This window comes from Pseudoalteromonas rubra, from assembly GCF_005886805.2.
GTDB classification, from domain to species: domain Bacteria; phylum Pseudomonadota; class Gammaproteobacteria; order Enterobacterales; family Alteromonadaceae; genus Pseudoalteromonas; species Pseudoalteromonas rubra_D.
This window is the reverse complement of the sequence record NZ_CP045429.1, coordinates 3,443,282-3,457,514: the sequence shown is the minus strand read 5'-3', so window position 1 is coordinate 3,457,514 and position 14,233 is coordinate 3,443,282. Positions and strand designations below refer to the sequence as shown.

The window sequence follows — 14,233 nt, the reverse complement described above, 5'->3', positions numbered from 1 at the left end:
CACGCTGGTCAGTTGGTTTTGTCGATTGACCAGTATCGACTCAGATGTTGTAGGTAACGAGTTGAAAATTCCCCCATCTGACCTTTTAAGTCCTTCCTTGACCCAGTATAATCGGTCTGTTTCACAATGAATTGATGAATATGCCAACAGAATTTAAAACGTTTACCGCAGGGTATGGCTTGCAGTGGCTTAAAGCCGGGTGGATTATTTTCAAGTCCCAACCTTTTACCTTTGTCATGATGTACCTGCTCATGGTTGTAGTGAGCCTGGTGCCTTTCGTCTTTCCGCCATTACAGCTCGTGGCTGTACTGGCGTCGCCTTTTTTGACCGTGGGATTTTATCTGGCAGTGGTGAAAAAACAACAGGGTGAAGCGATTACCTTGGCCGACATTTTAGTGCCCTTTTCAACTAAAGGCCGGCGCCTGAATTTGTTTCGCTTTGGTTTGTACCAAATGGGTATTGCGCTGTTACTGAGTGCTTTGCTGGGCGTCTTATTTGGTCCTGCACTGGAAGTATTACAAAGCGTGAATGAACAGAGTGATGAGGCGCAAGTGTTGGCGCAAGTCATTGCACAGGTTACCTTTGCGGACATTGCGATTTTTGTTGTTATACAATCGCTGGCGATGATGGCCTTTGCCTATGCGCTACCCTTAGTATTTTTCCGTGATGAACCCCGTATTATTCAGGCGATGAAGCAGTCTTTGTTGGTGTTTTATCACAACATGGCACCTCTGACAGTATTTGGGCTGTTGGTAGCGCTGTTAATGCTGCTTTCTATCCCTATGTCGTTGGTCCCGCTATTGGTGGTGATGCCCATTGCATACATTGGGTTTTTTGTCTCGTTTCAGGCCATCATGTCTGTCTCTGAGCCGCCTGCATCAAGTGACGATACGCCACCGCAGCAGCAACAGCAAAGTGGCCGGTTTGACGCCTGATGGATCAACATGAGCATGAGAAAAAGCTGAAGAATTATGCGCTTTGGCTTTTGTCCAGGCAGGAGTATTCGCGTCAGTTAATTGCTCAGAAGTTACGGGCAAAAGAGGCTGAAGAGGCGTATATCACACGTTTACTTGACTGGCTTGAGTCGCTTGGTTACCTGGATGACAAGCGCTATTGCGCCAGTTTCTTGTCGCAGCAAGTGGCCAAGGGACTAGGTGAAAAACGTGTTATGATGGATGCGCAGCGCAAAGGTGTCGACAAATCATATTTACAACACTTAATAGAAGAACAAGAAGTCGACTGGTTTAGCGTGGCGTTGCGTGCCTACGAGAAAAAGTACAGCCGGTCGACAATTCAATTGGATTATAAAGAGAAGTCAAAACGAATTCGCTACATGATGTCGCGCGGATTTCGTTATGACGAAATAGATTATGCTATCGAGGCACACTCACACGGTGAGTAATGCCTGTTACTACAGCAGCAATAAAGGGTAATGAGCACATGCAGCAGATGACGACCGCACAGATAAGGCAGAGCTTTCTTGACTACTTTGCCAAACAACAACACCAGGTGGTGCCTTCAAGTTCACTGATCCCGGGAAATGACGCTACGTTGTTATTTACCAATGCCGGTATGGTGCAGTTTAAAGATGTTTTTCTGGGCGGTGAAAAGCGTCCTTACAATCGGGCGACTAGTTCACAGCGCTGTGTGCGTGCCGGGGGTAAACATAATGACCTGGAAAATGTTGGCTATACCGCGCGTCACCACACCTTTTTCGAAATGCTGGGCAACTTTAGCTTTGGAGATTACTTCAAGAAAGATGCGATTCGCTTTGCCTGGGAATTTTTGACTGAAGAAATCAAACTACCCAAAGATAAACTACTGGTCACTGTTTATCACAATGACGAAGAAGCCTATGACATTTGGTCAAAAGAGATGGGGGTTCCGGAAGATAAAATCATACGCATTGCTACCTCGGATAACTTCTGGTCGATGGGTGATACCGGTCCATGTGGCCCTTGTTCAGAAATATTCTTTGACCATGGTGAAGAGATCTGGGGTGGACCGCCGGGGTCGCCAGAAGAAGACGGTGATCGTTTCATCGAAATCTGGAACCTGGTCTTTATGCAATACAACCGTCATGCCGATGGCACCATGGAGCCGCTACCTAAGCAATCTGTCGACACCGGCATGGGTCTTGAGCGTATTTCAGCGATCATGCAAGGTGTGCATTCAAACTATGAAATTGATTTGTTCCAGGCGTTGATTGCGGCAGCTGCAAAAGTAACGGGTGCACAGGATCTTGAAGATAAATCATTACGCGTTATCGCGGACCATATCCGGTCTTGTGCATTTTTGATTGCTGATGGTGTGATGCCATCCAACGAAGGGCGTGGTTATGTGCTGCGTCGTATCATTCGTCGCGCAGTTCGCCACGGTAATAAATTAGGCGCGAAGGGCGCATTCTTCCATCAGCTGGTGAGCGCATTGAGTGAGCAAATGGGTGAAGCTTATCCTGAGCTGGTTAAACAAGGTGCCATCATCGAGAAGGTACTGCGTATTGAAGAAGAGCAGTTTGGTAAGACACTAGACCGCGGTCTGGCTATCCTGGAAGAGCACCTGGCTTCATTAGAAGGCGATGTGATCCCAGGTGATGTGGTGTTCAAATTGTACGATACCTATGGTTTCCCGGCAGATTTGACAGCAGATGTGGCGCGTGAACGCTTTATGACCATCGATGAACGTGGCTTTAAAGAGTGCATGGAAACTCAGCGTAAGATGGCTCAGCAGGCGGGTAAGTTTGGTGCCGATTACAACGAACAGCTGAAATCTGAGAAGTCATCCGACTTTAAAGGCTACGATGCGACACATTATACCGGTACTGTGGTGGAGCTGTTCAAAGAAGGCCAGTCTGTTTCTGTGCTTGAAGAAGGTGACAGCGGCATTGTGGTGTTGGACCGCACACCGTTTTACGCTGAGTCAGGTGGTCAGGTTGGTGATACCGGTAGCCTGAAAGTCGCGGCCGGCGAGTTCGTAGTAACAGATACGCAAAAGCTTGGCAATGCCATTGCCCATCATGGTCGTGTTACAGGTCGTATTGGTGTTAATGATAAGGCCGATGCTCAGGTTGATGCTGCACGTCGTGAAGACATCAAGAAAAACCACACGGCAACGCACATTTTGCACGAAGCACTGCGTCAGGCATTAGGCGAACATGTTGCACAGAAAGGCTCATTGGTCATGGCTGATAAGCTGCGCTTTGACTTTTCACACTTCGAAGGGGTCAACAAAGCGCAATTGCGTGAGATTGAGGATGCCGTCAACGCACAGATCCGCACTAACTTCGCGCTGAATACCGAGTTAATGGACATAGACGCGGCGAAAGAGAAGGGCGCCATGGCGCTGTTTGGTGAGAAGTACGACGATGAAGTACGTGTCGTGTCGATTGGTGACTACTCTATTGAGCTGTGCGGTGGTACACACGTGTCTCGTGCTGGTGATATTGGTTTGTTCAAGATTGTCTCAGAAGGCGGTATTGCTGCGGGTGTGCGTCGTATCGAAGCCGTAACGGGTGCTGAAGCTATTGCTTATGTTGCTAATCAGGAACAAACGCTAGCAGAAATTGCAGCTTTGGTGAAAGGCGACAACAGCAGTGCGCTGGACAAAGTAGCAGCCCTGATTGAAAAAGCCAAAGGTTTAGAAAAGCAGGTGTCTCAGCTGAATGATAAGCTGGCAAGTGCCGCTGGAGCGTCCTTACTTGAATCTGCAACGGACATCAATGGCATTAAAGTGTTGGTTGCTAACGTAGCAGGTACTGAGTCTAAAGCGTTACGTGGCATGGTTGATGACCTGAAAAACAAGATGGGCTCAGGGGTTATCGCTCTGGGTGTGGCAAATGGTGACAAAGTTAGCCTGATCGCTGGTGTCACTAAAGATTTGGTTGGACGTGTGAAAGCCGGTGACCTGGTGAATCATATGGCTGCACAGGTAGGTGGTAAGGGCGGTGGCCGTCCTGATATGGCCCAGGCTGGCGGTTCAGAGCCACAAAATCTGGATGCTGCATTGGCCAGTGTTTCAGCGTGGCTGGCCGAGAAAACTCAGTAACACGTGGCACTGATCGTTCAAAAATTTGGTGGCACTTCGGTAGGCTCGGTTGAGCGTATTGAAGCTGTCGCTGACCTGGTGGTCAAGACCCGACAAGCTGGTCATCAAGTAGTGGTTGTGTTGTCAGCCATGTCAGGTGAAACCAATCGTCTGATTAATCTGGCCAGACAGATAGACACGCAACCCAGCCCCAGAGAACTCGATGTCCTGCTGACCACCGGTGAGCAGGTATCTATCGCTTTACTGGCAATGGCCATTATTAAACGGGGCCATTCCGCCATCAGTTTACTGGCCGATCAAGTCGGTATTGTCACAGACAATATGTTTGGTCGTGCCCGTATTGCTGATATAGATACTTCACGTTTACGTCAAGAGCTGCAACAGCACCACATTAGTATCATTGCTGGTTTTCAGGGCCGTGACCTTGAAGGCAATATCACGACTTTAGGACGTGGCGGGACGGATACCAGCGCTGTTGAAATTGCCGCTGCGTTGGGGGCTGATGAGTGTCAGATTTACACCGATGTAGACGGTGTTTATACCTGTGATCCCCGGATTGAACCAAAAGCGCGTCGTATGACTCGGGTTACATTCGAGGAAATGCTGGAGCTTGCAAGCCTGGGGGCTAAGGTGTTGCAGATCCGCTCTGTCGAAGCGGCCGGGCGTTATACCCTACCATTACGTGTTTTATCTACCTTTAAACCAGATGCCGGGACCTTGATAACTTACGAGGAAAGCCCCATGAATAAGAAAGTGGTATCGGGGATTGCACATCAAAAAGATGAATGTCTGCTGATGGTTAAACAGGCATCCGACAGCCCCACAACCCTGGCTAAAATCTTGTCACTTCTAGGTGAATATGCGATAGAAGTCGACATGATCAGTCAAATGAATCAACATACTGGCAAAATAGACTATGCTTTAACTGTGCACAGCAATGATCATCTGCAGGCGCTGGATTTGCTCAGGACGCATCAGCACACGTTTGGCGCAGTTGAAATCGTCAGTAACACTGCGGTTGTAAAAATCTCAGCGGTAGGGGTGGGTTTAAAGTCGCACTCTGCTAATGTCGGCACATTCTTTTCGGCGCTGGCGGCAGAGAATATTTCACCTTTGTTAGTTGCAACCTCGGAAATAAAGATTTCAGTATTAATCGATGAGCGATACCTTGAGTTGGCTGTACGTGCTCTGCATGACGCTTTTAAACTGGAAAGTGACGATTAGGCAATAATTTTGCTTACTTTTACGGAAACTTTTCATTAAAATGACCAAGACGCGGAATCTTTTAAATTTTGGAATAACAGGAGCAAGAGAATGCTAATTCTAACTCGCCGTGTAGGCGAAACTCTAATGATAGGTGATGAAGTAACTGTAACCGTATTAGGTGTTAAAGGAAATCAAGTTCGTATTGGCGTTAACGCCCCTAAAGATGTTTCTGTACACCGTGAAGAGATCTACATGCGTATTCAGGCTGAAAAGTCTAACCCGACTACGGGTAATATGTAATACCTGATTCCCGGACAACAGCCCGGTAGAATTCGAAAAGGTAGCCACTCAGTCGTGGCTATTTTTTTTGCTCAAAATAAACTCTAAGGCTTCCGCGGAGAGGGCTTTTTTAGAGATGTACTGGTTTGTACCCGCACGCACCAGCACCACGCCCAGTTGGGTTTCTGCTACCTTATTCACTTCTGACCAGAGGATCTGATAGGACTTATACGGATTGGTCGCCGTGATCCCCTGTGTATCAATTTGTAGCGTTATTTTACTGCCACTGGCCCGCGTCACCATTTGTCTTGCTACCCACCAAGGGCGTCGATAGTAATGTGCAATACACTCTAAAACGGCAAGTAAAATCAAAAAGTTGCCTAGATAGGCGTTGTCCAGACCGTAGATAGCGACACAGCCTAATATAAATAAAAATGCCACCAGGGCATATTTGGGTTTGCTGACATTGCTGTAAGGCAAAGATTGATCAAAACACTCACGAAAGTAATCTTTATCCAGCGTAAACTCGCAGTGAAACACACACATAACTCCAGTTATTTCATCTCTCCATTATACCCCGAAATTATCGACTTGCGCAGGCTTTACGTAAACTGCAGATCGCTGCTTACAGCATTTGTTAACATGTCTCAAAAACTTACTTTTGGTCATACCAATTGTATGTTTCTGTTGAAGGGAAGTCTGAGGGTGAATATTTTTTATGCCACTTGCCTATTCTCACCAGGTATCTTGACTATTTTTCATATTTATTTGGCTGTTTTCATTAAATTTTCATTTGGAATATCGTAACAGTTTGAAATTTAGTATGAATTCCTATTGGTAATACCAATTTACACGTTGGTTTACAAAGCAGTCGGTTTTGTTATGATGGTTGCATAATTATCTATAAATTGTGGCTATCTATTGTATCTGCATGATGTCACGCAAAAAAATGTTAACAACAAGGGGAGAGCAGAGATGGACATAACCGCCTTACTGGCTCAGGCAGCCAGCTTAATGCTGACCGGCATGGTCGGGGTGTTTGTATTCTTGTCTATTTTGATTGTTGCGGTGAAAGGGTTATCTAAATTTGCCGCGCCAAAAGAAGCGCAAACACAGCCCAGCTCAAGGGCAACTAAATCGCAGGTTTCAGACGCAGGAAAAATACCAGGCGAGCACCTGGCCGCCATTAGCGCAGCGATTTCGCAATACCGTAACCAGCACTTCCAATCAGAAAAATAATTCAAGGGGTCACTTATGTCACAGCTCAAACTTACAGAATTGGTACTACGCGACGCACATCAGTCGTTACTGGCCACACGTATGCGCCTGGAAGATATGTTGCCCATTGCTGAGCAATTGGATCAGGTCGGGTATTGGTCAGTTGAATCCTGGGGCGGGGCGACTTTTGATGCCTGTATTCGTTACCTGGGTGAAGATCCCTGGTATCGGATCCGCGCCCTGAAAGAAGCGATGCCAAACACCAAGCAACAGATGCTGTTGAGGGGACAAAACCTGCTGGGTTATCGCCATTACGCTGATGATGTGGTCGAAAAATTTGTTGAGCGTGCCCATCACAACGGTGTTGACGTGTTTCGTATTTTCGACGCCATGAACGATGTGCGTAATCTGGAAACAGCTATCCGTGCTGCGATCAAAGTTGGTGCACATGCACAGGGCACTATCTCGTATACGGTCAGTCCGGTACATACTCTGGACATGTGGTTAGCGCAGGCGAAACAACTTGAACAAATGGGATGTCATTCAATTTGTATTAAAGACATGGCTGGGTTACTGAAACCTTATGATGCAGAAGTCCTGATCCGCGAATTGAAGAACACGGTATCTGTGCCGATTGCTATGCAATGCCACGCTACGACAGGCCTGAGCACAGCGACCTACCAAAAAGCGGTCGATGCAGGCATTGATATGCTGGATACCGCGATTTCTTCAATGAGTATGACCTACGGTCACAGTGCCACCGAAACTTTAGTGTCTATTGTCGAGGGGACTGAGCGAGATACCGGGCTGGATTTATTGCAGCTTGAGGAGATAGCAGCTTATTTCCGTGATGTCCGTAAAAAGTATGCAGCCTTTGAAGGCAGTCTTAAAGGTGTAGATGGCCGTATTTTATCGGCACAAGTACCAGGTGGTATGTTGACCAATATGGAAAATCAGCTCAAAGAGCAAGGGGCTGATGACCGTTTAGATGAGGTACTTAAGGAGATCCCATCTGTGCGCCAGGATCTGGGTTACTTACCTTTGGTGACACCAACCTCTCAGATTGTTGGTACTCAGGCCGTTCTGAATGTGTTAACCGGAGAGCGTTACAAATCCATCACCAAAGAAACGGCGGGTGTACTTAAAGGTGAGTACGGGAAAACACCTGCGCCGGTTGACGCTGCGCTTCAACAACGCGTATTGGACGGTGCACAAGCCATCACATGTCGTCCTGCTGATTTGATAGAGCCAGAGCTGGCTGAGCTTGAGCGCGACTTAGTCGAAAAAGCCAAAGGTCTGGATCTTGCGCTGAGTGATGCGGTGATTGATGATGTGCTGACTTACGCCTTGTTCCCACAAGTTGGTCTTAAATTCCTACAAAATCGTGACAACCCGGCTGCATTTGAACCTAAACCTGAGTTGGTTCAACCAACTCAACCGACCCCTGCGCCCGCACAAGTGAGTAAACCTCAACAAGAGCGTTACAGTGTGCAAGTGGAAGGCAAGGTATATAACGTAGTGGTTGCCCCTGGCGGAGAGCTCAAAGAAGTTGAGGTTAAGGACAGCGAGCTGATGCCTCAGTCTGCCTCGATCAGCAGCGGTGAAACGCTGAACGCACCACTGGCAGGCAATATTTTTAAATTGCATGCCCGACAGGGTGATGTGGTCGAGCAGGGCGATCTGGTATTGATCATGGAAGCGATGAAAATGGAGACCGAAGTGCGTGCCACGCATAGCGGTAAAATCGCCGATATCCTGGTTAACGAAGGTGACTCAGTGTCGGCTGGTGATGCCATCGTCGCACTGGCATAGGAGATTGGGTATGGATGGACTATTAAATCTATGGTCGGCCACCGGGCTGGCCAACATGACCTTACCTGCACTGGCCATGATTGCCGTCGGCTGTGGTTTGCTTTATCTGGCAATAGCAAAGCGATTTGAGCCGTTGTTATTGGTCCCGATTGGCTTTGGCGCAATCCTGACCAACATCCCGGTTGCGGGCCTGGCAGATCCGGGCGGCCTGCTGTATTACGTTTACTATATTGGGATCGACAGTGGTATTTTTCCGCTCTTGATCTTTATGGGGGTCGGGGCGCTCACGGACTTTAGTGCACTGATCGCGAACCCCAGAATGTTGCTGCTGGGTGCTGCTGCGCAGTTTGGTATTTTTGCGACCCTGTTTGGCGCGATATTACTTAACTACGTCCCCGGGTTTGAATTTACGTTGCAAGATGCTTCAGCGATAGCCATCATCGGGGGCGCGGATGGCCCAACTGCCATCTTCCTGGCATCCAGGCTTTCACCTGAGTTGCTGGGCGCCATTGCCGTAGCTGCCTACTCTTACATGGCGCTGGTACCGATCATTCAGCCACCGATTATGCGCTTACTGACCACCGAAGAAGAGCGTAATATTGCCATGCCTCAGCTAAGAGCAGTTTCAAAGCAGGAGAAAATTTTGTTTCCGCTCGGCGTGTTGACTCTGACCTTATTATTCCTGCCGGCTGCAACGCCACTGGTTGGGATGTTTTGTCTGGGTAATTTAATGCGCGAATCTGGGGTGGTTGATCGCCTGAGTAACTCAGCCCAGAACGAAATTATCAATATCACGACGATTTTCCTGGGGTTAGCGGTGGGCTCTAAGCTGGCGGCAGATGAGTTTTTGACGGTCGAGACTATAGGGATCCTGGTGTTGGGGGCCGCAGCGTTTAGTATTGGCACGGCATCCGGGGTTTATATGGCCAAAGTGATGAATCGTTTTGCAGGTGACAGTCCAATCAATCCACTGGTTGGTGCAGCTGGGGTATCTGCGGTGCCCATGGCTGCCAGGGTCGTCAATAAAGTCGGTTTAGAAAGCAATCCACACAACTTTTTATTAATGCATGCTATGGGACCAAATGTCGCAGGGGTACTGGGAAGTGCCGTTGCTGCGGGTATCTTGCTTGCACTTGTCGGTTAGCACTCTCCAACCTGTTGCGCGAAGTACTGCTTCGCGCTTTTTTCTTTTTATACTTGTTTCTTATTTGACAATAGCTGACACTTGGCAAACTCAGCACGGCTGTGGCATGGTATCGCTATCAACATAAGGAGCGCGTAGTAATGAATGTTCTGATTATTTTAGGGAGCCTGATTATTGCTTTGTTAATCTTGATCCCACTTCTGGAAAAGTATCAAAGCCGAATGGGACTGGATAAGATGCAGAAGTACGCCAAGTATATATTGCCCCTGGTCATGGTCTCCATAGTGATCCGTCTAATCTACGGTATGGTCCAAGGGTAGAAGAGTGCGCTCAGCAGCTGCTTGCTTACTGAGCGCGATGCTGAATTAACCCGCTTGTGTCTGCAAGTAGCGTTGAATGAACTCAGTGGCCCGCTGATAGTGTGTTTCCAGGGCATCTCGTAAATGGATCAGGTCGTCACTGGTCAATTCCTCTCCTTTACAGCGCTGTTCAAATTCAGCGGCCATGTCTGCCACGCCGTGTGCACCAATGGTTTTAGATATGGACTTGAGTTGGTGACACGCTTCAATAATCTCTTCCTGGCTCATTGAGATCACAGCGCCATTGATGTCTCTGGCCAGTTCACTGCTTTGTTCCAGATACATGCGGAAAAAGCGCAGGCGTTTATTGGCGTCATGATTGACATATTTGTCCAGCTGCGCCAGATCAATTGGCTCATCAGGCTCTGTTTGCTGAGGCTCAGGAGCCTGTGCTGTTGCATCTGATTGTGCCTCAGGCTCAATCTCCTCGGACTCCACCGTTTGTTGTGGTGCAGTCGGTTCGCTATGGGACAACGTTGGCTCAACCGGTGTTTGTGCCTGTGTCTCAGGTGTGCTTGGCTTTGCGTTGCCAGTTTGTTGTTGGCCTGAGTTGCCAATAGACTGTTGCCAGGTATCCAAAGTGGCTTCGAGTACATTGAGTTCAACAGGTTTGGTTATATAGTCATTCATACCGGCTGCGAGACAACGGTCACGTTCGCCTTTGAGTGCATTTGCGGTAATAGCAATAATGTACGGCTGAGCATTGATGTCTTCTGCTTGTTCAGCTTCTTCACGGATTTTGGCAACCATGTCATAGCCGGACATTTTAGGCATATGTAAATCGGTGAGAATAATGGGGTAATGGGCCTGTTGCCAGCGGGCCAGGCCTTCCTCGCCATTTTCTGCAACTTCAACACCATAGCCAAGCAAATGTAACTGATCCGTCAACACCTGTTGGTTGAGGACATTATCTTCCACCAGCAGCACCAGTTTGTTGGCAGCTCTTGCGTCCTCGACATTCAGGTATTTGTTTAATGAACGTGATGGCTTGAGCTTTTTCGGCTTATGCAGACCCGCAGCGACTAAAATGGCGGTCATAAAGCTAGATTTACACAAAGGCGCAGCATTGAGATAGAAAATACGGTCGTGGTTTAAGGCCGGTTCATCCATTGTACTGAGTACAATGACTTGCTGGTTATTGTGTTCGATGGAGTAGAGCAGGTCGCGTAACTGACCATTGACTTTGTCCATGCCATCCAGGCCGTCCAGAACCCAGATCACATCGCTGTCGTACTGATATTCGCTGAGTTCGTCAGCCTCTCTTAGTACGACTGTGTCGGCCCCCATGAAGGACAAGTAGCGGGCAACAATATTACGACGTGCCTGAGCATGGGTCAGCACCACCACTCTTTGGCTATTTAGAACGGCTTTGTTTGCGTAGGCTATCTGACCTTTTACACTAAACGGGAGTTCCACAACGAATTCACTGCCCATACCGATATCAGAGCTGACATGAATTGAGCCCAGCATGAGTTCAACCAGGCTTTTACAAATAGATAAGCCCAGACCCGTACCGCCGTATTCCCGAGTAATGGAGCCTTCTGCCTGAATGAAGGGGTTAAAAATTTCCCGCAGTTGTGCTTGTGTCATGCCCTTACCGTTATCTGTGACGGTAAAGCGCAGGGTGTAGTGCTCAGAAGTGTTTTGTGCGACTTCAACGGAGATTTTAACAAAGCCGCGTCTGGCATCATCGGTGGTTGTGAATTTAATGGCATTACTACATAGATTGTATAAAACCTGACGAACACGCACGGCATCACCAACCAGGTTGTTTGGAATATCCGGTGCAACAGCCAATTGCAGGTCTAATTTACGTTTTCTGGCCACAGAAGACAGCACTCGCGCCACTTCCTCAATGGTTTCAGCCACTGAAAAGACACTGTTGTCCATCTGCAGCTTACCGGCTTCAATTTTAGAAAAGTCGAGAATATCATCCAGTATGCCCAGCAATGAAAAAGCGGAATCACGAATAATGGTGGTCAGGCGGTGTTGCGCACCGTCCAGTTCAGTCTGGCGTAATAAATCAATCGTACCAATGACACCATTCATTGGCGTTCTAATCTCATGGCTCATGGTGGCCAGGAACGTGGTTTTGGCTTCACTGGCACGCTCTGCATTCAGCGTGGCCTTTTCCAATGCCAGGGTTCTGGCTTGTACTTCAGATTCCAAACTGGTTTGTAATTGCTTGAGCTCTCTTTGTGCTGCCTGGTTTCCCTGAATGATGTCACGGATCTGATTAATTAACTGATTAATGCCTACAGCGGTTTTCGATAGCCCAAAACTGAGTTTTTCAGTCACATGGATATCATAGGACTTTTGATCCAGCAGGTGTTGCAGTTCTTCATTGAGTTCTGTCAGGTCTTTACTGAGACGACCAATAATTTGGCGCTTGAGGAAAATGCCAAAAGCGATTGTCAATAATAAAGCACACACAGCTAAGCTAATGCTGACGATTGGCGAAGCGTTCGATACCGGTTGTTGGGGGGCGTATCTTAAAATGAGTTCACCGACAGGCAAATCATCTAACACGAGTGGCTGGTGAACGACAAACTCACCACCCTGATCGACCTTAGCTTGTCTTTTTATTGGCGCAATGCTCTGGTCATTGGTTTGATATACCAGGCTGGCTTGTCCAATGCCACTGTCACTATATAGATACAATTCTATGTTGGGGTTGCTGGCTTCAAATGCAGAAAGAATTTGTTTGGCATAGTTATAGCCCAGCTTCATCATGGTATTGGATAAAGGTGTTGAAATATCTTTTGCCAGCAGTACCAGGTCAGGTCGTTGGGTGGAGTCCGCTTGTTTCTGATCTACATCAGGCCAGGTAAAGGCCGCGGCAGCAGAAATGACTGCAATAATGATGGTAACGACAATAAATAGGGGTACAAAGCCCTTTATGTTCGTATTAGACGAGTTTTCCATTATATGATTCCGAACCCAACTTTTGTGCTATGTTTCTTTGTTGGTTGCAATCCTACCACCTATGCTGGATGAATTCTCCCCGTTTTTGCTCACTACAGCAGATAAAACGACGTCATAAAGTGCTTCGAAATACCAAATACAGAGGGAAATTTAAGCGATTAGACGGGTTTTGTCGGAATAGTGGTCAGTCGAACACAGAGATTAAAAAAAAAGTTGACTTAACAAGGCAAAACCCGTTTAATACGCCGCACGCCCAGATAGCTCAGTCGGTAGAGCAGAGGATTGAAAATCCTCGTGTCGGTGGTTCGATTCCGCCTCTGGGCACCATTATTAAGGTGCGCCTGACTTAATCAGTTGGGTGAGATTAGACCGAAGCAACGCTTCGAAGCTAATCGAACGCGAGACAGGACGTCGAGCCGGAACGCTGCTTCAGGATGAATTATACAGCACAGTATAACCAGTTTTAGCCCAGATAGCTCAGTCGGTAGAGCAGAGGATTGAAAATCCTCGTGTCGGTGGTTCGATTCCGCCTCTGGGCACCATTATTAAGTGTGCCGACTTAGCTCAGTTGGTAGAGCAACTGACTTGTAATCAGTAGGTCATCCGTTCGACTCGGATAGTCGGCACCATTTATTAACTCATATTTGAGTTCGACTGAAATGATAAAGTTTCGGTCACTATCAAGACATTGTCTTGATATGCGTTTAACTACAGAACGCACAATATAACCAGTTTTAGCCCAGATAGCTCAGTTGGGCGAAACAAGACCGAAGCATCGCTTCGCAGCTTGTTGAGGTGGAGTCAGGACGACGACAGGCCACCGCTTCATGGACGAAAGAGTAGCACAATATAACCAGTTTTAGCCCAGATAGCTCAGTCGGTAGAGCAGAGGATTGAAAATCCTCGTGTCGGTGGTTCGATTCCGCCTCTGGGCACCATTATTAAGTGTGCCGACTTAGCTCAGTTGGTAGAGCAACTGACTTGTAATCAGTAGGTCATCCGTTCGACTCGGATAGTCGGCACCATTTTTATTTTTAGCCCAGATAGCTCAGTCGGTAGAGCAGAGGATTGAAAATCCTCGTGTCGGTGGTTCGATTCCGCCTCTGGGCACCATTATTCAAAAGCCTCGCATTAGCGGGGCTTTTTTGTTTCCGCGCTCAGTGTGAATTGCGGTGGCGTAATCGAACACGCCTACGGGTGGTTCGATGATGAAATACGTCCTTGGCAGGTTCAACTTGGAAGTGCA

At 47.7% G+C, this 14,233-nt stretch carries 11 protein-coding genes and 6 tRNA genes; 15 read left to right on the top strand and 2 right to left on the bottom strand.

All coding sequences use genetic code 11. The features are described from left to right. Positions 1–140 precede the first annotated feature (140 nt). The 5 genes from CWC22_RS15020 (at position 141) to csrA (ending at position 5,550) form a co-directional block, all read left to right on the top strand. Positions 141–935: a BPSS1780 family membrane protein gene (locus tag CWC22_RS15020; protein ID WP_138538675.1), complete on the top strand. Its 795-nt coding sequence runs from the start codon at positions 141–143 to the stop codon at positions 933–935. Next, on the top strand, positions 935–1,402 hold the full coding sequence (locus CWC22_RS15015) for a regulatory protein RecX (protein ID WP_125563609.1): 468 nt from the start codon (positions 935–937) through the stop codon (positions 1,400–1,402). The genes CWC22_RS15020 and CWC22_RS15015 overlap by 1 nt, the downstream gene beginning before the upstream one ends. 38 nt (positions 1,403–1,440) lie before the next feature. Further along, positions 1,441–4,044, top strand: a complete 2,604-nt coding sequence (alaS, locus tag CWC22_RS15010) for an alanine--tRNA ligase (RefSeq protein WP_125563607.1) — start codon at positions 1,441–1,443, stop codon at positions 4,042–4,044. A gap of 3 nt (positions 4,045–4,047) precedes the next feature. After that, the gene (locus CWC22_RS15005; protein WP_138538674.1) at positions 4,048–5,268 is read left to right on the top strand and encodes an aspartate kinase; all 1,221 of its coding nucleotides are present in this window, start codon (positions 4,048–4,050) and stop codon (positions 5,266–5,268) included. Positions 5,269–5,358: 90 nt separating this feature from the next. Next, a complete protein-coding gene (gene csrA, locus CWC22_RS15000; protein WP_010386837.1) occupies positions 5,359–5,550 on the top strand; it encodes a carbon storage regulator CsrA in 192 nt (63 codons plus the stop codon). A 48-nt stretch (positions 5,551–5,598) separates the two neighbouring features. On the opposite strand, the gene CWC22_RS14995 is transcribed toward csrA, so the two are convergent. Beyond that, on the bottom strand, positions 5,599–6,075 hold the full coding sequence (locus CWC22_RS14995) for a YcxB family protein (protein WP_125563603.1): 477 nt from the start codon (positions 6,073–6,075) through the stop codon (positions 5,599–5,601). A gap of 429 nt (positions 6,076–6,504) precedes the next feature. Here CWC22_RS14995 and CWC22_RS14990 point away from each other — a divergent pair, with 429 nt between their 5' ends. From CWC22_RS14990 to CWC22_RS14975, 4 genes are all read left to right on the top strand, one after another. Further along, positions 6,505–6,768, top strand: a complete 264-nt coding sequence (locus tag CWC22_RS14990) for an OadG family protein (RefSeq protein WP_138538673.1) — start codon at positions 6,505–6,507, stop codon at positions 6,766–6,768. A 15-nt stretch (positions 6,769–6,783) separates the two neighbouring features. Continuing rightward, positions 6,784–8,559, top strand: a complete 1,776-nt coding sequence (gene oadA, locus CWC22_RS14985) for a sodium-extruding oxaloacetate decarboxylase subunit alpha (RefSeq protein WP_125563599.1) — start codon at positions 6,784–6,786, stop codon at positions 8,557–8,559. A gap of 10 nt (positions 8,560–8,569) precedes the next feature. Further along, complete coding sequence (locus CWC22_RS14980) at positions 8,570–9,703, top strand: sodium ion-translocating decarboxylase subunit beta (protein ID WP_010386833.1); 1,134 nt, start codon at positions 8,570–8,572, stop codon at positions 9,701–9,703. Positions 9,704–9,843: 140 nt separating this feature from the next. Beyond that, positions 9,844–10,023, top strand: coding sequence for a hypothetical protein (locus CWC22_RS14975; protein ID WP_138538672.1), 180 nt, complete (start codon positions 9,844–9,846; stop codon positions 10,021–10,023). 45 nt (positions 10,024–10,068) lie between these two features. Here the strand turns inward: CWC22_RS14975 and CWC22_RS14970 are convergent, their stop codons facing one another. Next, positions 10,069–12,987 (bottom strand): ATP-binding protein, encoded by a 2,919-nt coding sequence (locus CWC22_RS14970; RefSeq protein ID WP_138538671.1) that lies wholly within the window; start codon positions 12,985–12,987, stop codon positions 10,069–10,071. Between the two features lie 251 nt (positions 12,988–13,238). Here CWC22_RS14970 and CWC22_RS14965 point away from each other — a divergent pair. The 6 genes from CWC22_RS14965 to CWC22_RS14940 all read left to right on the top strand — a co-directional run bounded on the left by CWC22_RS14965 (position 13,239) and on the right by CWC22_RS14940 (position 14,100). Next, positions 13,239–13,314, top strand: a tRNA-Phe gene (locus tag CWC22_RS14965). 139 nt (positions 13,315–13,453) lie between these two features. Further along, a tRNA-Phe gene (locus tag CWC22_RS14960) sits at positions 13,454–13,529 on the top strand. An 11-nt stretch (positions 13,530–13,540) separates the two neighbouring features. Further along, positions 13,541–13,616 (top strand) — tRNA-Thr (locus CWC22_RS14955). A gap of 233 nt (positions 13,617–13,849) precedes the next feature. Next, a tRNA-Phe gene (locus tag CWC22_RS14950) sits at positions 13,850–13,925 on the top strand. 11 nt (positions 13,926–13,936) lie between these two features. Next, positions 13,937–14,012: transfer RNA gene (locus CWC22_RS14945), tRNA-Thr, on the top strand. Between the two features lie 12 nt (positions 14,013–14,024). Next, positions 14,025–14,100: transfer RNA gene (locus CWC22_RS14940), tRNA-Phe, on the top strand. Positions 14,101–14,233 lie beyond the last annotated feature (133 nt).